23 protein-coding genes and 1 tRNA gene are annotated in these 23,052 nt (G+C 37.2%); 5 read left to right on the forward strand and 19 right to left on the reverse strand.

Features of this window, described 5'->3' with window-relative positions:
* Nucleotides 1-74 precede the first annotated feature (74 nt).
* The 19 genes from BM398_RS05230 to rpmH all read right to left on the reverse strand — a co-directional run bounded on the left by BM398_RS05230 (nucleotide 75) and on the right by rpmH (nucleotide 16,393).
* On the reverse strand, nucleotides 75-857 hold the full coding sequence (locus BM398_RS05230; protein ID WP_092336729.1) for an ABC transporter permease: 783 nt from the start codon (nucleotides 855-857) through the stop codon (nucleotides 75-77).
* Complete coding sequence (locus BM398_RS05235; RefSeq protein ID WP_092336730.1) at nucleotides 854-1,630, reverse strand: ABC transporter permease; 777 nt, start codon at nucleotides 1,628-1,630, stop codon at nucleotides 854-856. Before BM398_RS05235 ends, BM398_RS05230 begins: the two co-directional genes overlap by 4 nt.
* Nucleotides 1,627-2,391, reverse strand: coding sequence for an ABC transporter ATP-binding protein (locus BM398_RS05240; protein ID WP_092336731.1), 765 nt, complete (start codon nucleotides 2,389-2,391; stop codon nucleotides 1,627-1,629). The genes BM398_RS05235 and BM398_RS05240 overlap by 4 nt, the downstream gene beginning before the upstream one ends.
* A 129-nt stretch (nucleotides 2,392-2,520) precedes the next feature.
* Nucleotides 2,521-3,558 carry an ArsR/SmtB family transcription factor gene (locus BM398_RS05245; protein WP_092336732.1) on the reverse strand — a complete coding sequence of 346 codons (1,038 nt, stop codon included), beginning with the start codon at nucleotides 3,556-3,558 and terminating at the stop codon, nucleotides 2,521-2,523.
* A 93-nt stretch (nucleotides 3,559-3,651) separates the two neighbouring features.
* A tRNA-Arg gene (locus tag BM398_RS05250) sits at nucleotides 3,652-3,725 on the reverse strand.
* Nucleotides 3,726-3,858: 133 nt separating this feature from the next.
* Nucleotides 3,859-4,566, reverse strand: coding sequence for a purine-nucleoside phosphorylase (gene deoD / locus BM398_RS05255; protein WP_092336733.1), 708 nt, complete (start codon nucleotides 4,564-4,566; stop codon nucleotides 3,859-3,861).
* A gap of 21 nt (nucleotides 4,567-4,587) precedes the next feature.
* Nucleotides 4,588-5,478: a DUF3881 family protein gene (locus tag BM398_RS05260; protein ID WP_026656310.1), complete on the reverse strand. Its 891-nt coding sequence runs from the start codon at nucleotides 5,476-5,478 to the stop codon at nucleotides 4,588-4,590.
* A gap of 29 nt (nucleotides 5,479-5,507) precedes the next feature.
* Nucleotides 5,508-6,797, reverse strand: a complete 1,290-nt coding sequence (gene serS, locus BM398_RS05265) for a serine--tRNA ligase (RefSeq protein ID WP_026513424.1) — start codon at nucleotides 6,795-6,797, stop codon at nucleotides 5,508-5,510.
* 36 nt (nucleotides 6,798-6,833) lie between these two features.
* Nucleotides 6,834-7,355: a DUF4446 family protein gene (locus BM398_RS05270; protein ID WP_026656309.1), complete on the reverse strand. Its 522-nt coding sequence runs from the start codon at nucleotides 7,353-7,355 to the stop codon at nucleotides 6,834-6,836.
* Between the two features lie 16 nt (nucleotides 7,356-7,371).
* Nucleotides 7,372-8,277 (reverse strand): ParB/RepB/Spo0J family partition protein, encoded by a 906-nt coding sequence (locus BM398_RS05275; RefSeq protein ID WP_092336734.1) that lies wholly within the window; start codon nucleotides 8,275-8,277, stop codon nucleotides 7,372-7,374.
* A gap of 18 nt (nucleotides 8,278-8,295) precedes the next feature.
* Nucleotides 8,296-9,072, reverse strand: coding sequence for a ParA family protein (locus tag BM398_RS05280; protein ID WP_026656307.1), 777 nt, complete (start codon nucleotides 9,070-9,072; stop codon nucleotides 8,296-8,298).
* A gap of 277 nt (nucleotides 9,073-9,349) precedes the next feature.
* The gene (gene rsmG / locus BM398_RS05285; protein WP_092336735.1) at nucleotides 9,350-10,087 is read right to left on the reverse strand and encodes a 16S rRNA (guanine(527)-N(7))-methyltransferase RsmG; all 738 of its coding nucleotides are present in this window, start codon (nucleotides 10,085-10,087) and stop codon (nucleotides 9,350-9,352) included.
* Nucleotides 10,077-12,005, reverse strand: a complete 1,929-nt coding sequence (gene mnmG, locus BM398_RS05290; protein WP_092336736.1) for a tRNA uridine-5-carboxymethylaminomethyl(34) synthesis enzyme MnmG — start codon at nucleotides 12,003-12,005, stop codon at nucleotides 10,077-10,079. The genes rsmG and mnmG overlap by 11 nt, the downstream gene beginning before the upstream one ends.
* Nucleotides 12,006-12,008: 3 nt before the next feature.
* Nucleotides 12,009-13,424 (reverse strand): tRNA uridine-5-carboxymethylaminomethyl(34) synthesis GTPase MnmE, encoded by a 1,416-nt coding sequence (gene mnmE, locus BM398_RS05295; RefSeq protein WP_092336737.1) that lies wholly within the window; start codon nucleotides 13,422-13,424, stop codon nucleotides 12,009-12,011.
* 86 nt (nucleotides 13,425-13,510) lie between these two features.
* A complete protein-coding gene (gene jag / locus BM398_RS05300) occupies nucleotides 13,511-14,278 on the reverse strand; it encodes an RNA-binding cell elongation regulator Jag/EloR (protein WP_092336738.1) in 768 nt (255 codons plus the stop codon).
* A 38-nt stretch (nucleotides 14,279-14,316) separates the two neighbouring features.
* Nucleotides 14,317-15,624, reverse strand: coding sequence for a YidC/Oxa1 family membrane protein insertase (locus BM398_RS05305; protein WP_092336739.1), 1,308 nt, complete (start codon nucleotides 15,622-15,624; stop codon nucleotides 14,317-14,319).
* Between the two features lie 17 nt (nucleotides 15,625-15,641).
* On the reverse strand, nucleotides 15,642-15,851 hold the full coding sequence (gene yidD / locus BM398_RS05310; RefSeq protein ID WP_026656300.1) for a membrane protein insertion efficiency factor YidD: 210 nt from the start codon (nucleotides 15,849-15,851) through the stop codon (nucleotides 15,642-15,644).
* Entirely contained in the window at nucleotides 15,848-16,198 is a 351-nt protein-coding gene (gene rnpA / locus BM398_RS05315; RefSeq protein ID WP_026656299.1) for a ribonuclease P protein component, read from the reverse strand. The genes yidD and rnpA overlap by 4 nt, the downstream gene beginning before the upstream one ends.
* Nucleotides 16,199-16,258: 60 nt before the next feature.
* Complete coding sequence (gene rpmH, locus BM398_RS05320) at nucleotides 16,259-16,393, reverse strand: 50S ribosomal protein L34 (RefSeq protein ID WP_013282343.1); 135 nt, start codon at nucleotides 16,391-16,393, stop codon at nucleotides 16,259-16,261.
* 528 nt (nucleotides 16,394-16,921) lie between these two features.
* Between rpmH and dnaA the strand changes: the two genes are divergently transcribed.
* From dnaA to gyrB, 5 genes are all read left to right on the forward strand, one after another.
* A complete protein-coding gene (gene dnaA, locus BM398_RS05325) occupies nucleotides 16,922-18,322 on the forward strand; it encodes a chromosomal replication initiator protein DnaA (RefSeq protein ID WP_092336740.1) in 1,401 nt (466 codons plus the stop codon).
* 308 nt (nucleotides 18,323-18,630) lie between these two features.
* Nucleotides 18,631-19,740: a DNA polymerase III subunit beta gene (gene dnaN, locus BM398_RS05330; RefSeq protein WP_026656296.1), complete on the forward strand. Its 1,110-nt coding sequence runs from the start codon at nucleotides 18,631-18,633 to the stop codon at nucleotides 19,738-19,740.
* Between the two features lie 25 nt (nucleotides 19,741-19,765).
* Entirely contained in the window at nucleotides 19,766-19,981 is a 216-nt protein-coding gene (locus BM398_RS05335) for an RNA-binding S4 domain-containing protein (RefSeq protein WP_026656295.1), read from the forward strand.
* Nucleotides 19,978-21,081 carry a DNA replication/repair protein RecF gene (gene recF / locus BM398_RS05340; protein WP_026656294.1) on the forward strand — a complete coding sequence of 368 codons (1,104 nt, stop codon included), beginning with the start codon at nucleotides 19,978-19,980 and terminating at the stop codon, nucleotides 21,079-21,081. Before BM398_RS05335 ends, recF begins: the two co-directional genes overlap by 4 nt.
* A 15-nt stretch (nucleotides 21,082-21,096) precedes the next feature.
* Nucleotides 21,097-23,034 (forward strand): DNA topoisomerase (ATP-hydrolyzing) subunit B, encoded by a 1,938-nt coding sequence (gene gyrB / locus BM398_RS05345; protein ID WP_092336741.1) that lies wholly within the window; start codon nucleotides 21,097-21,099, stop codon nucleotides 23,032-23,034.
* The last annotated feature ends 18 nt before the right edge of the window (nucleotides 23,035-23,052 follow it).

A 23,052-nucleotide genomic window follows, 5' to 3' on the forward strand; every position in this document is an offset into this window, starting at 1 on the left:
CCCTTTTATTATTTTAAATGGGTATAATGGGTATAACAATCAGACTAACAGTTTCTTCCGTATTTATCTTATAGTCAAAACATATCAAATTTCCCATTTCGCTGAGCCACTCTCTCCGCAACTCTGAAAACCACAAAAGTAAGCAGTAAATATACTATCCCTGTGACAAACTCAGCTATTATCAGTACTATAAAATCTTTTATATTCCCTTCAAAGAGCCTGTTCATCGCTAAAATAGCTTTTGTAAGCGGCATTATCTGAGCCATCACTTGACCTGCCACAGGAAGTTGCTTAATTGGAAATTCAGCTCCGGTAAAGATCATAAGTAGGTAACTCACTACATTTAATACCAAATGCATGCTGTCATTCATAAGTCCGAATGCTGAGATAAAAAGTCCAAAAAAAGTTGCTGAGATCATAGCGACAATTATTGTTAATGCTACAAGTAACAGATTAACACCTGAAAATGTAACGCCAAACACAAGGCATCCTACTACTAATCCGCACACAGATGCACACACTGCAAACAAAGTCGGGAACACTCCGCTTGCCAATATAAGAGAGAGCTTAGAACAGGGAGCAGCAATAATGGAGCGCATTCTTCCATACTGTCTCTCTTTAACAAACATTATTCCTACTCCAAATATGCATGCATTTGTACATAGTAAAAATGCATTTCCAATAACCCAACACGTCAGATCTGTTGTTTTGAAACTAAATGTTGCAACCAGACAATATAAAATCATTGTGATAAGCGGATATGTAATTTCCATCAGAACAAATTCCTCAGCTTCAAATGCTACGCTCCTGCCCTTATGATAAAGATATGCCTGATCCAAAAATCTTTTTATCATCATGCCACCTCCAATGTTGCAGCTATTCGGACGCTTCGATCTATTTTTTTATAAAGAAATGCAGATATTAAGGCATAGATCAAAGTTAATATCATAAGCACCAAAAGCTTTTCACAAAATTCTGCTTTATCTGTAATTCCCCATACTGCCATTCGCATAAGTTCTACTGCATATGTCGGTGCTAAAGTGTAACTTACAATTCTTATTCCAAAGGGTAATACCGACACCGGAAAAGCAAATCCACATAATAATATTATTGGTATCTCAATGCAATTCATGTATAACTCTGTTTTTCTAGACAATGTCAATATGCATGCAATTACTGAGGAAATCACTATGAATGAAATTATAGCCGCAAGTAGTGCAATCAAAAAATATAACGGATCTGCCAATTGAAGCTGTATCCTGAAAAAAATGACTGATGTCATAAGTGAGATTATCATTGTAAGTAATGACATTATTGTGTTTCCTATTATTTTCCCCAATATTATTATCGGGAATCTGGCAGGTGCTGTGAATATCAAAGCCAGTGTTCCGCTAAACCTCTCTCTGTTTATATCACCTGCGGATGAAAAACAAATACATCCCCAAAGTCCCATAAGACCTGCCCCCAACGTAACATAAGCCATATAGTTTGTAGCCCCTGATTCCCTGAACATTTCGTATAAAAGAATTGTGTTCAAAATCGGATTGGCTATAAGGCAAAACCTAAACATCGGCCTTGCAAATGATTGTTTCATCTGAAGAATCATTGTACTGATAATGACTTTAATCATGCTGACACCCCCTTAACAATTTCAACATATGAATCTTCCAAAGAATTGTAATTTCCTTTTATACTTTCAGGTGTTCCTTCTGCAATTACTCTTCCCTTATTTATTATCACGAGACGATCGCATAATTCCTCAACTTCTGCAAGATTATGTGTTGTTAAAAGAACTGTCTTACCCTCATTCTTAAGTCTTCGGATTATATCTCTTAACATCCTTGCGCCTACAGGATCCAGTCCGATTGTTGGTTCATCCATGAAAAGAATCTCAGGATCGTTGATAAGTCCTCTTGCAATCTGCAATCGCTGAATCATTCCTTTCGAATATGTCTCCACAAGATCATCTGCTCTGTCAGCTAAATCAACAAGCTTTAGTATTTGTTCTATCCTCTCGTTCTGTTCTTTTTGCGGAATTAGATATAGATTTGCAAAGTATCTTAGATTATCTCTTGCAGATAATCTTTTATATACTCCCAGCTCACCGCCAAAAATAAAATTGATCCTTGACCTGATATGATTTTCTTCTCCAAAAGATTTATATCCAAACACTTCACATTTTCCGGATGTCGGAGCCAGCAATGTAGTAAGCATTTTTATTGTAGTTGTCTTTCCCGCGCCGTTTTGTCCGAGAAGTCCAAAGATTTCTCCTCTCTCAACATCAAAAGAGATTCCATCTACAGCCTTCACAATTTTTATCTCTTTTTTGAACAAGCCTTTTTTACTTACAAATTCCCTCTTTAGATTTTCCACACAGATTACCTGACTCATTTTCAGTTCTCCTTTTTTGCTTTGAGTTTATTCGATACCCATCGAATTAGATTATAATAGAAACAAAAAATATGTCAAATTAATAAGCGAAGCATTTTCTTTAAAAACGCCTCGCTTAACCAATTATTCTTATAAGTTGAAATCTATTTTTATAGTTTGCAATACTTCTTTTAGTTTATTACTTGATAGTCCATAATACTTTGATGTCTTTACAGGTTCCTCAGTTATAAGACCGCATTCCTTTAGTTCACTCATGTGATGAGATATTGTGGATGGAGCAAGCTTCAATTCTTTTACTATGTCCTGCCCTTTCATCGGGCCTTTGTTTGACAACAGCCTGAGAATCTGATATCTGGTTTCATCAGAAATAGCTTTTAAGACCGCTACTATATCTCCCTTACTTTGCTTTTCATTTCTGATATTCCAAAACAATATCTGTCTATTGTTCTTTGTTCCATTCTCATAAAACAATCTAAATCTTTTTCCCGGCATCATCAACGAAGGAACAAAATAAAACATCTCATAAGGTCCCCTGTTATGAAAAGATTTTCCCATAATATCTTGAGAAACTTCAAGCGGGTTCTTATCCTTTAATCTTTCGATCATATTTTGCTTAAAAGAATCTATATCATCGCTACATTCTTTTATAGCTTTTTTTAGTGATGGTGTATTCATTTCTTTTGCCAGTTCAAAGAACTCTTTGATAAATCTTTTGTTTTCTCTGACAAAAGATGAAAAACCTAAATAGCTGTGACAATACTCATTTACTTTTGAGTATAATTCATCCAGCGAAGCATCATCATTTAAAGCTCTGGAAATCTCATCTTTATTTATCTTCCTAAGATACCATGCTCCCATCCTGTATATTCTTGCATCTTCAGGCATGGACTTATACACATCATAGAATTTTTGCAAAGAAAAATCCTCAGCGAAAACATCAAGTATTACATCTACTAATTCGAAATCCGTAAGACTTTTCACCGCTTCATATGTCTCAAATAGAAAACAATACTTACTTCGCCATTCTTCTATTTTCTTTTCACCATAAATTTTAGTACATTCCGAGTTATCCTCTTTTCCATCCAGAAGAGAAAGCGCTCCGAATATTGTCTCCAATTCAGGATCATATGCATATATACAATTCTCTGCGATTTTTTCGAACAGCATCTATTTAATCTCCATACTAACTTTTTCTATACTCATCGAAATAAATTATAACATATATAAAAAAAGAGAAGCCTTAAAAAGCTTCTCTTAAAATGTTCGCGATGCGATTCGAACGCACGACCTTCCGCTTAGGAGGCGGACGCTCTATCCAACTGAGCTACGCAAACATGACCTTTGTATATTAGCACAATCTGAGGCACAATTCAAGGGAAACGCATAACATAGCGCTTCCCTTGGTACCATGTTTTGTATTACTTTTTTTAATATATGATATGCAAATATTGATAGAACTAATCCACATTAAAGCTGGATTGCTGTCTTAAGTGCAATCTCCATCATATCAGTAAATCCTGTCTCTCTTTCTTTTGCAGTAAGTTCTCCTGCCTTGAAGAGATGGTCTGATATTGTAAGGATTGTAAGTGCATTCTTCTTAGCTTCTGCAGCATTCATGTAAAGAGCAACTGTCTCCATCTCAACCGCGAGTGCGCCCATGTTCTTGTAGAGTTCACTCTCGTTGCACTTCTTGTAGAATGCATCTGAAGAAAGTACGTTACCAACATGGAACTTTACGTTCTTCTCTCTTGCTATGTTTACAGCTTTCTCCAACAAGTCATAGCTTGCTGTCGGACAGAATGTTCCGGGAAGTCCAAACTGGAATCCGTAGTTGGAATCTGTGTGAGCACCCATGGCGAAGACGATGTCCATTACATTAACATCCTCTTTTAATCCACCGGCGCTTCCAACTCTGATGATGTTATCCACATCATAAAAGTTGAAAAGTTCATAAGTGTAGATTCCGATTGAAGGAATTCCCATTCCGTGTCCCATTACAGACACTTCTTTTCCCTGATACTTACCTGTGAATCCAAGCATTCCTCTTACTTCGTTAAAGCACTTAACGTCTGTAAGGAAATTCTCTGCAATGAATTTTGCTCTGAGTGGATCGCCGGGCATAAGCACGGTCTTTGCGATGTCGCCTTTTTCGGCACTGTTATGAGGTGTAGCCATATCTATTTTCTCCTTCTCTTATTAATTTGTTCCGGGAAAATTGATATATCCCTGCATCCAAATGTTACCTTTAAATCTTCTTCCGACTGCCGGTTCACCAAGCAGGTCGGCATCGTTTATACACAAATCGAACTCAAGTCCGTTACAATTAATCCTCATTATGTGTATAACTTCTTTTGTCAGATAGTTCTCCGTCTTATCAACTTTGACTATCTCTCCCAAAACGGAGTAGTGATCGCACTCAACTCCATATGGCATAAAATATGTATCTACCAGACTATACACATCTTGCTTTCTGATTTTTCTCGAAAGCGTTGTGTATATGTCCATGTCGTCAAGAGTCAGTGATTCAATTGCTGCTTCATCACCTCGTCTTGCATTATCTATAAGTTTGTTCCTATAACTGGTTTTCTTTTTAGCCACTTCGATTTGCTGCTCTGTCTTTGCAATCGGCATCATTATCTGACCCTTTATCGACAGCGCGGACAAACTAAGTGTCGTTCCTCTGACAGGGAAGTGATCCTCGTTCTCATACTTGATGTAAGGAATTATATTCTGAAGGTAAAAGATAAGTGAAACGCCAACCCTGTTTTCATTACAGATTCCTGCATATGAATACTGGGCTGCATGGCGTTCTATTGTTATATCTTCTTCCGTACTGATCTGCGAAGGAACTAAGTACGGATAGTAATATTCATATATAAACTTATCTTGTTCATCAAATTCCCCACATACCGCGAGTCCTATTTTTTCATTTGCATAGTCATGCATGAACTCCGCAAGAATAACATTATCCTCTATGGACACATATCCTCTTCTTGAAGATTTCTGAATAGAATCGGTAATTAATCCGGTCAACTCATTCCTGTCTTTTATTTTAGAAAAACCGACTGCTCTTAGAAATTTATGCAAGGAATCTTTTCACCTTTCTACTGCTGTTATCATTTCTTCTTAGGAATAAGTACTTCTTTTCCTCCCATGTAAGGACGAAGAACTTCAGGAATCTTTACACTTCCGTCTGCCTGAAGATTATTCTCAAGGAAAGCAATAAGCATTCTCGGAGGAGCAACTACTGTGTTGTTAAGTGTATGTGCGAGGTAGTTTCCATCCTTACCTTTGATTCTGATCTTAAGTCTTCTTGCCTGTGCATCTCCAAGGTTAGAACAACTTCCAACTTCGAAGTACTTCTTCTGTCTGGGTGACCATGCCTCTACGTCACATGACTTGCACTTAAGATCTGCGAGATCTCCTGAGCAACACTCAAGTGTACGTACAGGAATGTCCATTGATCTGAAAAGATCTACTGTATTCTTCCAAAGTTTCTCATACCAATCTTTTGACTCTTCGGGCTTACAGATTACAACCATCTCCTGCTTCTCGAACTGGTGAATTCTGTATACACCTCTCTCCTCAATTCCGTGTGCACCTTTTTCTTTTCTGAAGCAAGGTGAGTAACTTGTAAGAGGCATAGGGAGTTCTTCCTCGGGAATGATCTGATCAATGAACTTACCGATCATTGAATGCTCACTTGTTCCGATGAGATAAAGATCTTCTCCCTCAATTTTATACATCATAGCTTCCATCTCAGGGAAACTCATAACTCCTGCTACTACATTTCCATGAATCATGAAAGGAGGAACACAATATGTAAATCCTCTGTCGATCATGAAATCTCTTGCGTAAGAAATTACTGCGGAGTGAAGTCTTGCAATATCTCCGAGCAGATAATAGAATCCGTTACCTGCTACTCTTCTTGCAGCATCAAGATCGATTCCGCAGAAGCTCTCCATAATATCTGTGTGATAAGGAATCTCGAAATCGGGAACAACAGGTTCACCGAACTTCTCAATCTCAACATTCTCAGAATCATCTTTTCCGATAGGAACAGATTTGTCGATAATCTGAGGAATGATCATCATCTTATTTGTAACTTCTTCATCAAGCTTCTTCTGATTCTCTTCGAGTTCTTCAAGACGCTTTGCTTCTTTTGCAACTTCATCCTTGAGGGCCATTGCTTCTTCTTTTTTGCCCTGTGCCATCATTGCACCGATCTCTTTAGAAATCTTATTCTTATGTGCACGGATCTCATCCGCTTCTTGCTGGTTTGTTCTTCTTGCTTCGTCGAGTTTTATAATCTCATCTACTAGAGGAAGTTTCTCATCCTGAAATTTGTTCTTGATGTTCTCTCTTACCACATCAGGGTTTTCACGTAAAAATTTTATGTCGATCATTTTGATCTCCTCCATGTATGTTTATATATTTTATTCTTATCTTCTTACACTTTCGCGTGCACTATCCAATGCTTTCTTTTCCTCATCACTGAGTTCAACATCTGCTATTCCGGCGTTGATAACTTTCGAATATGAATAGTTAAGTCCGTCTGTGCTGTGAACTGAATTCATAAGGAATCCGTTGTCATTTTCATCGAGCATACAAAGTGCGAAGCTGAGCTGTCCACCCATCTGACTAAATGCATCATATTTCTCAAGTCCGATTTTTTGGAAGGTTCTCTGCATTCTTTTGTTGATGTCCTGAATGTCCTTACGGTTTTTATCGTTCTCCGCTCTTATCATTTTATTTTCATGAAAAAGATCTACGATTTCATCTTCAAGTGATTTCGCATCTTTTCCTGTCATGAACTTGTTAAACTTTTTTGATACTTTACTTATCTTGCATCCTTGTATGATGACAATAAGTAGAAGTATTAATACTAATGCTAAAAGTGCCAAGATAAAAATTGCAGGATCTATGTTTCCAAGACCCAAAAGATTTAATATGTTACTTTCCATTTTATTCTGTCTCCGATTATTCTGTGCATAGTCTGTTTATTATTTTCTCAAGATCGTCGCTGTTATAAAACTCAATCTCAATTTTTCCTGCGCCACTGCCTTTGGAAGTAATATCAACTTTTGTTCCTATTGCCTGCTTACATCTTTCAGATAGATTTGCATAGATTGCATCCAGACTTGAGTTGGTTTCTACTACCTTCTTTGGCTTGGGTGCTTTGCCAAGATTCTTTACAAGTTTCTCAGTTTCTCTAACGCTTAACTTCTCATCAAAAACTTTCTGAGCGAGCATCGTCTGCTCTTCTTCACTTTCAACAGATATAAGTGCTCTGGCATGACCTGTTGTAATAAGTCCGTCGATAACCATCTGTCTTACTTTTTCGCAAAGCTTCAAAAGTCGAAGTGAGTTGGTAATTGTTACTCTGCTCTTTGATACTTTCTCTGCGACAATATCCTGAGTGTATCCAAATTCATCGATAAGCTTTTTATATGCAAGAGCTTCTTCAATAGGATTTATGTCTTCTCTCTGGATGTTATCAATAAGAGAAATCTCTGCAATTTCATGTTCGCTAAGATCTTTTACTATAACCGGTACTTCTTTTATTCCGGCTTTCTTAGCTGCTCTCCATCTTCTCTCACCACCGACAATCTCATAGTGATCGTTCTTATCTGTTACGATAAGTGGATTGATGATTCCATACTGTTTGATTGATTCAGCTAATTCCAAAAGGCTATCTTCATCAAAAGATTTTCTTGGCTGATTTCTGTTCGGTTCAACCTGAGTAATGTTTACATGAACAACCTGTCCTTCGCTGATGCTCTGTTCTTCAGAGAATGAAACTTCTTTTGTTGTGAAAGATGTCTTCGCAGGTATTATTGAATCAAGTCCTTTTCCTAATCCTCTTTTCACATTCTTAACTGCCATATCTTATGCCCCTCCGCTTTAATCAAATTTTCTGTCGATAACCTCATTTGCAAGAAGTCGATACGCTTCGGCTCCTGCGGACTTTGGTTCATAAACGTTTATAGGTAGACCGTAACTGGGCGCTTCTGCAAGACGAATGTTTCTTGGGATTATTGTCTTATACACATTCTCCTGTATATGTTCCTTTACGTTTTCTACAACCTGGAGTGAAAGATTGGTACGAGAATCAAACATCGTAAAGACAACACCTTCCATATCAAGTTCCGGATTAAGTCTGTCTTTTACCAGATTAACTGTATGTACCAATTGGCTGAGACCTTCAAGTGCATAGTACTCACACTGAATAGGTACAAGAACTGTATTAGCTGTAGTCATTGCATTGACTGTCAGCATACTAAGTGATGGCGGGCAATCTATAATTATGAAATCATAGTCATCCCTTATACCACTTATTGCCTCTCTTAAAATATATTCTTTGTTGTCGGAATCTATCAACTCAATTTCTACTGCGGCAAGATTTACATTCGAAGGAATGATATCAACTCCATCGATTCCCTTTACAACATTTCTGGTTATTACTTCATCAATGCTGCACTCACCGATCATTAACTCATAGATGGTGTTATCGATTTCATTCTTATCAATACCAAATCCACTTGTTGTATTTCCCTGAGGATCGGTATCAATAACAAGTACCTTCTTTCCTTTCTCTGCCAAAGCAGATGCTAGATTGATTGATGTGGTAGTCTTTCCGACTCCGCCTTTTTGATTTGCAATTGCGATTATTCTTCCCATTACGCCTCCCATCATCGTGAAACACTAATCTGATTTTACCACATTATTAAAATTATAGAACATAAAAAAAGCACAATCTTTAGAAAATATGATATTATTTTCCAGATTGCGCTTCATTTACTACATATAAATATGTGTATTTTTTTGATGTTTCATGACCGATTTTATGTTTCACGGATCATCACTATATTTTGTATTCTAATGTTTCACGTGAAACAATCAGTTGTGTTCATTTTTCACAGTAAATAATGTTTCACGTGAAACATTATTTACTACCTCAAAGAGGATTTTTGGCAGGCGTTCCGGCCTTACGTGGATACTGTTTTGAGGTATGTTCTTTTTTATCAACCACACATATCGTGCGGGATATATCTGTTCCCGGTAAAAAGAACTCCTTACATTCCTTAAGCTTTCCACCAAGAAGATGAATTGCTCCCTTCGCTGCTTCTACTTCTTCAGATCCTTTATCACCTTTGAAAGCAATGAACTCTCCTCCGACCTTTACATAGGGAAGACAATATTCTGTAAGAGTAGACATATTAGCTACTGCTCTTGAAACAGCAAAATCAAATTTTTCTCTGAGTGCTCCATTCTTACTCGATGAAAAATCCTCCGCTCTTCCATGGAGTGTTTCAATACTTCCGGATTCATTAAGACCAAGAGTATCTATCACTTCATTTAGAAAGTTGATTCTCTTATTGAGTGAATCGAGCAACGTAACATGAAGATCAGGATAAACAATCTTAAGTGGAATTCCCGGAAAACCTGCTCCTGTTCCGATATCGATAAGCGAATACTCTTTATCTTTAAAATCAACAAACGAAGTACATGAAATACTATCAACAAAGTGAAGCTTACATACATCATCGAAATCTGTTATGGCAGTAAGATTCATAACCTCATTTACGCGAACAAGAATTTCGAAGTATTGATCAAATTGTTCCAGTTGTCTGTCGGTGAGTTCAATTCCGTATGAACGAAAGTCCTCAATCATTTTGTTGTATTTATTCCTCATTCTGTTTTCCTCTGTTTAGTGAGTCAAGATAAATGATCAGTACAGAAACATCAGCCGGATTAACTCCACCGATACGTGAAGCCTGTCCGATATTTACCGGTCTAAACTTTTCAAGTTTCTGTCTTGCTTCAAGTCTTAAACTGCTGACATCATTGTAATCAATATCCGCGGGGATAAGTTTTCTCTCAAGTTTCTTGAACTGTTCAACCTGTCTTTCCTGTCTGTTGATATACCCTTCATACCTGATGGTAATCTCAACCTGTTCGATGACATCCTTTGGAAGGTCAGGTCTGTCAGGATCAATCTCCGCGATCATATCGTAAGTCATTTCAGGACGACATAATAATTCTGCAAGAGAGACTGCAGTCTTTAAAGGCGTACTTCCACATCTTGTCAGGAAATCCTGAATCTTAGAATTTGCTCCGATATTAATACTCTTCAATCTCTCAACTTCTTTTGTAGTAAGTTCAATCTTCTTGAGTAACTTATTATATCGTTCATCATCTATAAGACCTACTTCATGACCTTTTCCTCTAAGTCTTATATCTGCATTGTCCTGTCTAAGAAGTAATCTGTACTCTGCTCTTGAAGTCATCATCCTATAGGGTTCAAGATTTTCTTTTGTAACAAGATCATCAACAAGAACTCCGATGTATCCTTCGGATCTGTCTATAGAAAGATAAGGTCTGTTCTCAATCTGCATCGCAGCATTAATTCCGGCGTACAATCCCTGAGCAGCAGCTTCTTCATATCCACTACTTCCGTTAAACTGTCCCGCTGAAAAGAGTCCTCGGATATCCTTGATCTCAAGAGTGGGATGAAGCTGTCCGGGGCAAAGACAATCATATTCGATTGCGTAAGCATTTTTTACAATGCGACAATTCTCAAGACCTGGCACTGTTCTGTACATTGCAATCTGAACATCTTCAGGAAGTGATGAAGACATTCCGTCTATATACATCTCATTGGTAAATGTTCCTTCAGGTTCAACAAACACCTGGTGTCTTTCATGGTCGGGGAACTTTACAACTTTATCTTCAATTGACGGGCAATATCTCGGACCCACTCCTTCAATGATTCCCGCATAAATTGGGGACCTGTCGATATTATTGCGTATTATTTCGTGCGTTTTTTCATTAGTGTATGTTAGCCAACATGATACCTGTGGTCTCTGGACATCAGAAGGATCTGTATCAAATGAAAAAGGAATTACCGGATCATCTCCAAACTGCTCTGTCATCTTGGAATAGTCGATTGTATTTCCATCCATTCTTGCAGGGGTTCCGGTCTTAAATCTTCTAAGTTCAATTCCCGCATCGATAAGTGATTGTGACAAAAGGTTGGAAGGTTGAAGTCCGTTCGGTCCACTGTAAGTAATCGCTTCACCTGTAAGACAACGACTCTTAAGATAAGTTCCCGTACATAAGATAACAGCTTTAGCTTCATAAGTTATTCCGGAAAAAATCTTTACTCCGGTAATGATATGTTTGTAACCCTCAGCCTTTAATTTATCGGAAGGTTCGTCGTAAAGAATTTCTGAAACCTCAGCTTGCTTTATTGTAAGATGTTCCTGCTTTTCAAGTACCTCTTTCATCTTCTTGGAATATTCCATTTTGTCAGCCTGACATCTGAGTGAATGTACAGCAGGTCCTTTAGAAGTGTTAAGCATCTTTGACTGCAAAAAAGTCTTATCTATATTTTTTCCCATCTCTCCACCAAGAGCATCTATCTCTCTGACAAGATGTCCCTTGGAAGATCCGCCTATGTGAGGGTTACACGGCATGAATGCAATGTTATCCGCACTCATTGTAAAAATTATAGTTTCTAGACCAAGTCTGCTACAAGCAAGTGCCGCCTCACATCCGGCATGTCCTGCTCCAATTATTACAACATCATATTTTTCAGTAAAAACATTCATAAATTATTTTCCCATACAAAATTTTGAAAAGATTTCTTCCACCAGATCATCGCCGACTTCTTCTCCGATGATCTCGCCAAGATAAGCATAAGCATTTGAAAGATCGACTGTATAAAAATCTTCCGAAAGATTTTTTGAAATACTGTCATCAACAAGTTTCAGACTTTCATAAACTTTCTGAAGAAGTTCTTTGTGTCTTAAGTTTGTGATATAAATTTCCTGCTTCGGTAAAATGTCACCATGAAAGAAAAGTTTTGAAAGTGCATCTTTAAGTTCATCTATTCCTTTACCTTTCAACATCGAAGTTTTTATAACGGGTACGTTATCCACATTTGTGAAAAACTTAAACACATTATCTTCATTGATCTTTATGTCATCAGAAAGATCGTTCTTATTAAGAAGAACAATCGTCTTCTTTCCTTCACACAAACTGATGATCTCTTTGTCTTCATCATCAATGTCGCGAGTCGAATCAAGAATATACAAAACCAGATCTGCTTCTTCAATCTTACTCTTTGCTTTATCCACACCCATCTTCTCAATAATGTCATCGGTGTCTCTGATTCCGGCTGTGTCTATAAGATGCAAAACAATATCACCGAGTCTTACGGTCTCTTCAATAATATCACGTGTTGTTCCTGCGATGTCGGTAACGATTGCTCTTTCATCTCCTATAAGAGTATTCAAAAGAGATGATTTTCCTGCGTTCGGCTTTCCAACAATAACAGTCTTTATCCCATCTTTTCTGATTTTACCTTCATCCGCGGTACTAAGAAGTTTCTCAATCTCCGAAGTCAAAGATGAAACTTTGGCTTTAAGTTTTTCAGGATATCCGGTCAGATCATAGTTTTCCGGATCATCAAGTGCCGACTCAATAAAAGCCATCTCATAAATTATCTGTTCTCTCAAACTCTTAACTTTATCATAGATACTTCCGCGAAGCTGATTTCTGGAACTGTCCAAAGCAAAATTGTTCTGAGCACTTATGATATCCATGATAGCTTCCGCTTTAGTAAGATCAATTCTTCCATTAAGAAATGCTCTCTTTGTGAACTCACCAGGATCGGCAAGACGGCAACCACTTTTTAGAAGTAGCTCAATAATCTGATTCATGATGAGAATTCCGCCATGAGTATTAATCTCAATAACGTCTTCTCTTGTAAAACTATGAGGTGCTTTCATAAATGAGATCATAACTTCATCAATGATCTTGTCACCATCACAAATATATCCGAATTTGATCGTATTCGGATCATGCTTTTTTAAAGTCTGTTTCATTTTTGCAGAACGATAAATCTTATCGCAGATTGAAACCGCTTCTCTTCCGCTCACTCTTATAACTCCGATTCCGGAATCAGACATCGCGGTTGCAACAGCGCAGATAGTATCGTCATTAAAATTATTAAAAACACCTGACATATTTTGTCTCGCTTCTATTTTAATAAAATTTTCTCTACATATAATAATACCCCTCAAAGTATACAACTCCGAGGGGTAAATGTTTATTATTTCTTTAATGTAACAACTACTCTTCTGAATGGTTCTTCACCTTCGCTGTGAGTAGTAACAAACCTGTCTCCCTGAAGAGCTGAATGAATAATTCTTCTCTCATAAGGATTCATAGGCTCTAAAGCTACTGAATGTCTGGACTTTCTAACCTTATAAGAAATGTTCTTTGCAAGATTTTCGAGAGTAGCTTTTCTTCTCTCTCTGTAATTTTCTGTATCAACCTTAACATGGATGTACTCGGAATAATCTCTGTTAACAACAAGAGAAACAAGGTACTGAACAGAATCAAGTGTCTGTCCTCTCTTACCAATGAGAACTCCCATCTCATCTCCGCTAAGTTCAATCTCAAGAATCTTATCAACCTGATTGAAAGTAGTCTTAACAACAACTTCCATTTTCATTGCATCGAAAACTTCTTTTAAAAACTTATTGGCTTTTTCACAAACCTCATCAGCATTTATATCAGAGCTGACTGTCTTTTCAACTTCTTTTACAGTCTCTTTTACTTTTTCTTTTTTGCTTTTTATTTCCTGCTTGGGTGAAACCTTTGTATCTAATTTGATATCATCAATCTTGATTTCTTCACTCTTCTCTTCTTTAACTCTAGCCTTGATGATTGCAGGCTTAGCATTTATCCCCAAAAAACCTGATGATCCGTTTGAAACTACTTCATAATCAAGTTTATCACTGGTAACGCAAAAAGTTTCGCAAGCTTCTGTAATAGCATCATCAACATTTTTTGCTGTAAACTCTCTATACTCCATTTTTCCCTCCCAAATAGACAGTAACCATAAATCTTCTCTTATTTATTATTCTTTTCGTTGAAATCTTTTACCATATTTGCTTTTGCAAGAAGAGAATCCTTTTTAATCTCTTTTCCTGAGAAACTATCTCTTACCTTCTTGAGCTGATTCTCTCTCTCTTCCATAGAAACAGAATTTGAACTGCTGTTCATGATGTTTCTTGTAGACATGTTTGCATATCTGTTCATCTGAGGAGTAGTTCTCATCTTCTCCTGCTTCTGTTTATACTTTTCAATGTTCTTCTCAATCTGAGCATCAATATCAGATCTGTCGATGTGCTTATTAATAAGAATCTGCTGTACCGATCTTATAACCGCACCGATAATCCAATAAATACCCATGCCGGCATTAAAGTTAAAGCAAAAGATTGCAGACATCATAGGCATCATAATGTTCATGGTCTTCATTGACTGCTGCATCTGTGCTGCCGGATCATCGGGATCGATCTTACCGTCTGCAGGAACCTGCTGAGGCATGAGCTTTGTGCTTACCCACTGAGTAAAGAATGCAAGGAAAGGAATAAGAATAGCTCCAATAAGTAAAACGAAGTTCTTATCCACAAATGCACTCTTTATCATGTACATAGGTGTATCAGCAATATTCATTCCGAGGAAATTGTTATATCTGTTTAAAAGATTATGTGTATCTAAAACAGAACCACTGATATCCTTAAAGTTATTTGTGATCAAATCCCAGTCAGAAGATGATGCTCTGTTCAAAACATCAATAAGTGTGTTTTCCACATAAGTTGTATCACCTGATGTGAAAAGCTGGTTATTAAACTGGCTGGTAAACATCTTCGCACTTGAAACGTTGTTTCTGATGAAATCAACACCACCATTTGTACTTCTGATCTGCTCAACAAGAGGATAAAATGCTTCTTTAACAGTTCCTACATATGCAGGAATTGAATAGATAACACGATAAAGTGCAAATAAGATAGGCATCTGAACAAGAAGCGGTAAGCAGCTACCTGTCTGTGAAACACCGTATTTAGCGTAAACTTCCTTAGTCTCCTGCTGCATTGCAAGCATAGAGTCGTTATCTTTTTTACCCTTATACTTCTGCTGAATAGCCTTAAGTTCAGGACTCATCTTTGACTGGAGTTTAGAAAACTTCTGCTGTTTGTAAGTCAAAGGAAGAAGAATAAGATTGATAACTATAGTGAATAATATGATTGAAAGACCAAAATTAGGAATACCAATTTTATTAAGTATATTGAATATGGCTGTCATTACATATCCAAGTAACTTAGCAACAGGTCCTACAATACGTCCCTGATAAGGGGTTAAAAGAACTGGTGTCAAAATAAACCTCCTGTACATTACGGAACGGGATCATATCCGCCACTGGAAAAAGGATTACACCTAAGTATTCTCCAGATTGCGAGCAGACTTCCCTTCAATGCCCCATGTTTTTCTATAGCTTCGAGCCCGTACTCCGAACATGTCGGAATATACGGACATTTTGTTCTCTTTAAAGGAGAAATGTACTTTCTGTAAAACTTAATTAAAAAGATAAGTATCTTTTTCATTTTTCACCGCCATTTTTCTTTATGCGGGCCTTCCCTGCCAAGCTTAAAAGAGAATCTTCTATATTATGATAGCTTGCATCTCTTGCACAGGCTCTGGCAACGACTACTATATCCAAACCACTATTGAATACATCTTCGTGTAGCCGGTAAACTTCTCGAACAAGTCTTGCAAATCTGTGCCTTACAACACTGTTCCCAATTTTTTTACTACATGAAATCCCAAGTTTATTAGTCGAACCGTTATTTTTCCACACATAAACAACCAGGTACTTATCGGCATAACTTTTGCCGTTCTTATAAACATTGCGGAAATCATTTGTCTTTTTCATTGAATCTGAAAAAAGCATGTCATTGTCCTTTTTAATTCAGAAAGATGAAAAAAGGTCACAACGTTGTGACCTTTACTATCAAGCAGATAATCTCTTTCTTCCCTTTGCTCTTCTGGCTGCAAGTACTTTTCTGCCGCCCTTAGTAGCCATTCTTGCTCTGAAGCCGTGAACTCTGGCTCTCTGGAGCTTATGAGGCTGGAATGTCATTTTCATATCGTAAACACCTCCTTCTTTACTAATTATACAACGCAATTACATTTAGTAATTACAGATTATATCAGTGTGGAAAAAATCTTTATAATTATAATAAATAAAATCAAGGCAGTCAAGCCATAAAAACGCAGAAAAATAGGGCAAATCTTTGAAAAAAATATCAAAAAAATAATTTGCCTATATATTGTGTTGACAAAACTTATCCACAGCAAAATGTTGATTTTGTGGATAACATGTTGATTAATATATACCACGTTATTTTATCCACATATTTCTTAAATTTTGTGGATAAACCGGAGCATAATTTTGTGGTTATTAATCGGAAATCCAGTAACCACGCCATTTATAACGGTAGATAGCTTAAAGTGGAAAAATGACCATTTATCCACAGTGTAAAAATATAATTATGTTTGAAATTTTTTTTCCGGTAGTTATCCACATAATACCCTTGTTTGATATTTAAAGTTTTTTAAGATAAAATAGTAAAAGTCTACAAGTCTATAAATTGCGTAATTGGGGAGTTTTTTCATGTATTCAACAAAAGAAATCACAGATAAATTAAAAAACAATTGGGAAGAAATCAAACGCACTATAAAAAATGAGTTTGGGATTACAGAAATATCCTATAAAACATGGATTGATCCTTTAAGTGTTTACAGTGTTTCGGATAATACTGTAACTATTTTGATTCCTTCCGACAATTCAATGGCTCTTCAGTACATAATCAACCATTACATGGACTTTATTAAAGTTACCATTTCGGAGTTTCTGGAGATTATGGTAGACGTTTCATTCATTTTAAAGAAAGACACTATTAATAATGAAGAAACACATGAAAATAATTCAGAAGATGCTTCTGAAAACAGCTATATATCTAACAATAACTACGAACAATCAAATCTCAATCCAAAGTACAGATTTGATACATTCGTCGTAGGTAGTAACAACAAGTTTGCGCACTCCGCATCACTTGCTGTTGCAGAATCTCCGGGAATATCTTACAACCCTCTCTTCCTCTACGGTGGACCGGGACTTGGTAAGACTCACCTTATGCACTCCATTGGTCACTTTGTTATGGAACATAATCGCAAAGCGAAGGTTCTTTATGTAACATCAGAGCAGTTCACAAACGAAGTTATCGAATCTATCCGAAGCGGTAAGACAGAAAGCATGTCAAAGCTTCGTGATAAGTACAGAACAGTCGATGTTCTCATGGTCGATGACGTACAGTTTATTATAGGAAAGGAATCAACTCAGGAAGAGTTTTTCCACACATTCAACGAGCTTCATCAGGCCGGAAAACAGATCATTCTTTCATCCGATAAGCCTCCTAAGGAAATGGAAACTCTTGAAGAGAGATTCAGATCCCGTTTCGAGATGGGACTTATCGCCGATATCCAGTCTCCTGACTACGAGACAAGAATGGCTATCCTGCGTAAGAACTCTGAGAACTACGGCAAGAACATTGATGATGAGGTAATCAACTACATTGCTACCAACATCAAGTCAAACATCAGAGAACTTGAAGGTGCATATAACAAGATCATTGCTTATTCAAGACTAAATAATGTAGATGTAACTCTTGAAAATGCCATGGAAGCTCTTAAAGATATCATCTATCCTGATAAGTCAAAGGTCATTACACCTCAGCTTATCATTGATACTGTCTGCGAACAGTATGGCGTAAAGAAAGATGACATACTCTCTAAGAAGAGACAGGCAGAAATTGTTCTTCCACGCCAGATAATAATGTATCTTTGCAGAGAAAACACCGAAGCTTCTCTTGAAGAAATAGGAAAACTTCTCGGTAAGAAAGATCATACAACTGTTATCAGCGGAATCAACAAGATTAAAAAGCTTACCGCAGTTGATGATGATCTCAACAAAAACATGGATATAATAATGAAGAAACTAAATCCTTCATTATAAATTGTGGATAACTTTCTGTGGATATCTATGTAGAAAACCTGTTATTAGGATGTTATTTATATGTTATTTGATGTTGATTGAGGGTGGATAATTTTTTTCACCCTCATTTGTCAAAATTAGGCCTGTTTATAACTTTTATCTTTTCAACACCTAATTTTTTGTTTTCAACACCTAAAAATTTGTAAAAAAGCCGCATAGATAGTATAATGGAATAGGTTTTACACTTTTCAACAGCTATTATTAATTCTTTTACTATATTTTTATATATATTTTATACTTTTTAAGTTCTGAAGGGAGTATGTGGTTAAATGAAAGTCGTTTGCTCAAAGTCGAATCTTATTAGTGGATTGCAGATCGTATCGAAAGCAGTTCCTTCTAAGACAACAATGTCTATTCTTGAATGTATATTGGTAGATGCAACAGAAGGAGTTATTAAATTCATCGCCAATGATATGGAGCTTGGTATTCAAACAATAGTTGAAGGTAACATTGAAGAAAGAGGATACATAGCAATCGATGCAAAGATCTTCGTAGATATTGTAAGAAAGCTCCCTGATAATGCAGTAACTATTGAATCAGACAGCTCAAACAAAGTAGTAATCAGTTGTGAAAAGGCAAAGTTCAACCTTATTGGAAGAAAAGGTGATGATTTCACATATCTTCCTTCAATTGAGAAAGTAGACGGAGTATCGGTTTCTCAGTTTACTCTTAGAAATGTAATTCAGCAGACAATCTTTTCCATTTCTGAAAATGATGCAAATAAAATGATGGCAGGAGAACTCTTTGAAGTTGACAGAGATACTTTGAAGCTCGTTTCTCTTGACGGTCACAGAATTTCTATCAGAAAAGTAAAACTTTCTGAAGAGTATTCATACAAGAAAGTTATTGTTCCCGGTAAAGCACTCGGTGAGATCAGTAAGATTCTAGGTGACAGCACTGAGAAGATGGTAAATATCTACTTTACCGACAAGCATGTTCTCTTTGAGTTTGATAATACAGTTGTTGTTTCAAGACTTATTGAAGGCGAGTACTTCAGTATTGATCAGATGCTTTCAAGTGACTATGAAACAAAGATGAGCATTAATAGAAAAGAGCTGCTTGATTGTATAGACAGAGCTACGCTTCTTGTAAAAGAGGGAGATAAGAAGCCTGTAATTATATCTATTACCGATACAAACATGGAATTAAAGATTAAGTCAACCATAGGAAGTATGGATGAAGTGATCGATATTGATAAGCAGGGAAAAGATCTTATGATCGGATTTAATCCCAAGTTCCTTATCGATGCACTTCGCGCAATTGAGGATGAAGTAGTTGATATTTATCTTGTTAATCCTAAAGCACCTTGCTTTATTAGGGATAAGGATTCAACTTACACATATCTGGTATTACCTGTTAATTTCACAACAGTTGATTAATACTTACCAAAGGACCTGATTTAAGATGGAAATAGTAAAATTAAGAGAACAAGATGAATTCATAAAACTCGGACAGGCTTTGAAAAAAGCCGGTCTCGAGGGCTCAGGTGTTGATGCCAAAATGGATATACAAGCCGGTCTTGTAAAAGTAAACGGCGAAGTTGAGGTAAGACGCGGTCGTAAGCTTTATGACGGAGACAGTTTTGAATATGACGGCGTACAGGTAAAAATAGAAAAATGATAATAAAATCATTGGAATTAGCTGACTTCAGAAATTATGAGAATATAAAGATAAACTTCAGCAGAGGAACTAACATACTGTACGGTGACAATGCGCAGGGCAAGACCAATATTTTGGAGGCAATCTTTGTTTCTGCAACAACAAAGTCACACAAAGGCAGTAAGGACAAGGAAATAATCAGATTCGGTAAAGAAGAAGCACATATCAGAACTATTTTGGAAAAAGATAATGCTGAATACCGCGTTGATATGCATCTTAGGAAGAATAAGTCCAAAGGAATCGCTATTGACGGGCAGAAGATAAAGAGGGCATCTGATCTGATAGGTCGGTTGAATGTTGTTTTTTTCTCACCGGAAGATCTGAGTATAATTAAAAATGGTCCTTCGGAAAGGCGCAGATTCATGGATATGGAGCTGTGTCAGTTGGATCAGATATATCTTAACAGTCTTTCCAAGTACAACAAACTGGTAGTCGAAAGAAATAAGATTCTAAAGGATCTTTTTGAACACCCTGAAAACAGCGTATTACTGGATGTTCAGGATAAGCAATTATTCGAATACGGATCCGTCATAATAAAGACAAGAGAAAAATTCATCAAAGATCTTAATGAAATAATAAGACCTATCCACGAGAAACTAACGGGAGAAAAAGAGACACTGTCTGTTTTTTATGAACCGAATGTAAAACTTGAGGAATTTGAAAGTAAGTTGAAGCAGGCAAGGAAAAAAGATACCTATGCCAAGCAGACAACAGTAGGACCTCATAAAGATGATTTTTCTTTTATGATTAAAAAAATGAATGCGGATGATGCGATAGATATCAGGAAATTCGGCTCACAAGGCCAGCAAAGAACCGCATCCTTATCACTTAAACTGTCAGAAATAGAGATAGTTAAGAGAGCAAAAAAAGAAAACCCGGTACTGCTTCTTGATGATGTTTTGTCAGAACTTGACAGCAACAGACAGAATTATCTTTTGAACACCATCGGAGATATACAGACAATAATAACCTGTACCGGTCTTGATGAGTTTGTTAATAACAGATTTGAAATAGATAAGCTGTTCAAAGTAACCGAAGGAACAGTAAGTAGTGAAAACTAAGGAACGGAGTAGAGCATGAGTAACGAAGAAGTACAGTATGGCGCTGACCAAATTCAGATTTTGGAAGGACTTGAAGCGGTCAGAAAAAGGCCCGGTATGTATATCGGAACTACAGCAAGCAGAGGATTGCACCACCTTGTATACGAGATTGTGGACAATTCTGTAGATGAAGCACTTGCTGGATTTTGTGATCATATCGAAGTAACAATTAACGAAGACAATACTATTATTGTAAAAGATAATGGTAGAGGAATCCCTGTTGACGTAAACCACAAGTCAGGTCTTACCGGCGTTGAGGTTGTATTTACAATACTTCACGCAGGCGGAAAGTTTGGCGGTGGAGGATACAAGGTATCAGGCGGACTTCACGGAGTTGGTGCTTCTGTCGTTAATGCGCTTTCTGAATGGCTTGAAGTTCAGGTTACAAGAGACGGAAAAGTATATGAGCAGAGATACGAGAGAGGAAAAGTTTGTTACCCTCTTAAGGTTGTTGGTGATGCTCCCGAAGGCGTTTCCGGAACAAGAGTATACTTTAAGCCCGACGCTCTTATTTTCAAAGAGACAACAATATATGATTACAACGTTTTGAAGCAGAGACTCAGAGAAATGGCATTCCTTACAAAGGGACTTAGAATTTCTCTTACAGATATGCGTACTGAAGAGGGCGAAGATCCTATTGTTCAGACTTTCCACTATGAAGGTGGTATTAAAGAATTTGTTGAATATCTCAATAAGAGCAAGACAGCTCTTTATGAAGACATTATGTACTTTGAGGGAAATAAGAACAACGTACAGGTTGAAGTTTCTCTTCAGCATAACGATTCATACACAGAGAGCATTTATACATTCGTAAATAACATCAATACACCTGAAGGCGGTACTCATCTTGAAGGATTTAAGGCCGCACTTACAAAGACCTTTAACGATTATGCAAGAGCAAATAAGATGCTCAAGGATAACGATGATAATCTTACAGGTGAAGATATCAGAGAAGGTCTTACAGCTATCATAAGTGTTAAGATTGAAGATCCTCAGTTTGAGGGACAGACAAAGCAGAAACTTGGTAACTCGGAAGCAAGAGGAGCTGTTGCCGGAATCGTTGGAGAGCAGCTTACATACTTCCTTGAGCAGAATCCAAGTGTTGCCAAGCAGATTCTTGAAAAGGCAATCCTTGCACAGAGAGCAAGAGATGCAGCAAGAAAAGCAAGAGATCTTACAAGACGTAAATCTCCTATTGACGGATTGGGACTTCCCGGAAAGCTTGCCGATTGTTCAGACAAAGATCCCAAGAACTGTGAGATATTCATAGTTGAGGGAGATTCCGCCGGCGGATCTGCTAAGACTGCACGAAGCAGAGCAACACAGGCTATCCTTCCTCTTAGAGGAAAGATTCTCAACGTAGAAAAAGCAAGAGTTGACAGAATATATGGAAATGCAGAGATCAAGTCAATGATCACAGCATTCGGAACAGGTATACATGATGATTTCGACATCAGCAAACTCCGTTATGACAAAATCATTATCATGACCGATGCCGATGTAGACGGTGCGCATATTGCAACACTTATGCTCACATTCCTTTACAGATTTATGCCCGAACTTATCAAAGAAGGACATGTATATCTTGCACAGCCGCCTCTTTATAAGCTTGAGAAGAACAAAAAAGTCTGGTATGCATACAGTGATGAAGAACTGAACAAAATCTTGGCTGATGTTGGAAGAGACCAGAACAACAAGATTCAGCGTTACAAGGGTCTTGGAGAGATGGATCCCGAGCAGCTTTGGGAGACAACAATGGATCCTGAGAGAAGAGTTCTTCTTAGAGTAAATATGGATGAGGAATCCGAATCTGATATAGACGTTACTTTCACAACACTTATGGGTGATAAAGTTGAACCCAGAAGAGAATTTATTGAAAAGAACGCGAAGTTTGTAAAGAACCTGGATATTTAAAGAACGTAAAAAGGAAAA

It is taken from the genome of Butyrivibrio sp. M55 (assembly GCF_900116865.1).
Lineage (GTDB): Bacteria > Bacillota > Clostridia > Lachnospirales > Lachnospiraceae > Butyrivibrio.

Excerpts from the sequence above, each read along its gene's own strand:
- BM398_RS05230 (WP_092336729.1), bottom strand. The coding sequence starts at position 857 with ATGATGATAAAAAGATTTTTGGATCAGGCATATCTTTATCATAAGGGC.
- BM398_RS05235 (WP_092336730.1), bottom strand. The coding sequence starts at position 1,630 with ATGATTAAAGTCATTATCAGTACAATGATTCTTCAGATGAAACAATCA.
- BM398_RS05240 (WP_092336731.1), bottom strand. The coding sequence starts at position 2,391 with ATGAGTCAGGTAATCTGTGTGGAAAATCTAAAGAGGGAATTTGTAAGT.
- BM398_RS05245 (WP_092336732.1), bottom strand. The coding sequence starts at position 3,558 with ATGCTGTTCGAAAAAATCGCAGAGAATTGTATATATGCATATGATCCT.
- deoD (WP_092336733.1), bottom strand. The coding sequence starts at position 4,566 with ATGGCTACACCTCATAACAGTGCCGAAAAAGGCGACATCGCAAAGACC.
- serS (WP_026513424.1), bottom strand. The coding sequence starts at position 6,797 with ATGATCGACATAAAATTTTTACGTGAAAACCCTGATGTGGTAAGAGAG.
- BM398_RS05270 (WP_026656309.1), bottom strand. The coding sequence starts at position 7,355 with ATGGAAAGTAACATATTAAATCTTTTGGGTCTTGGAAACATAGATCCT.
- BM398_RS05275 (WP_092336734.1), bottom strand. The coding sequence starts at position 8,277 with ATGGCAGTTAAGAATGTGAAAAGAGGATTAGGAAAAGGACTTGATTCA.
- BM398_RS05280 (WP_026656307.1), bottom strand. The coding sequence starts at position 9,072 with ATGGGAAGAATAATCGCAATTGCAAATCAAAAAGGCGGAGTCGGAAAG.
- rsmG (WP_092336735.1), bottom strand. The coding sequence starts at position 10,087 with ATGAGGAATAAATACAACAAAATGATTGAGGACTTTCGTTCATACGGA.
- mnmG (WP_092336736.1), bottom strand. The coding sequence starts at position 12,005 with ATGAATGTTTTTACTGAAAAATATGATGTTGTAATAATTGGAGCAGGA.
- mnmE (WP_092336737.1), bottom strand. The coding sequence starts at position 13,424 with ATGTCAGGTGTTTTTAATAATTTTAATGACGATACTATCTGCGCTGTT.
- jag (WP_092336738.1), bottom strand. The coding sequence starts at position 14,278 with ATGGAGTATAGAGAGTTTACAGCAAAAAATGTTGATGATGCTATTACA.
- yidD (WP_026656300.1), bottom strand. The coding sequence starts at position 15,851 with ATGAAAAAGATACTTATCTTTTTAATTAAGTTTTACAGAAAGTACATT.
- rnpA (WP_026656299.1), bottom strand. The coding sequence starts at position 16,198 with ATGCTTTTTTCAGATTCAATGAAAAAGACAAATGATTTCCGCAATGTT.
- rpmH (WP_013282343.1), bottom strand. The coding sequence starts at position 16,393 with ATGAAAATGACATTCCAGCCTCATAAGCTCCAGAGAGCCAGAGTTCAC.
- dnaA (WP_092336740.1), top strand. The coding sequence starts at position 16,922 with ATGTATTCAACAAAAGAAATCACAGATAAATTAAAAAACAATTGGGAA.
- dnaN (WP_026656296.1), top strand. The coding sequence starts at position 18,631 with ATGAAAGTCGTTTGCTCAAAGTCGAATCTTATTAGTGGATTGCAGATC.
- BM398_RS05335 (WP_026656295.1), top strand. The coding sequence starts at position 19,766 with ATGGAAATAGTAAAATTAAGAGAACAAGATGAATTCATAAAACTCGGA.
- recF (WP_026656294.1), top strand. The coding sequence starts at position 19,978 with ATGATAATAAAATCATTGGAATTAGCTGACTTCAGAAATTATGAGAAT.
- gyrB (WP_092336741.1), top strand. The coding sequence starts at position 21,097 with ATGAGTAACGAAGAAGTACAGTATGGCGCTGACCAAATTCAGATTTTG.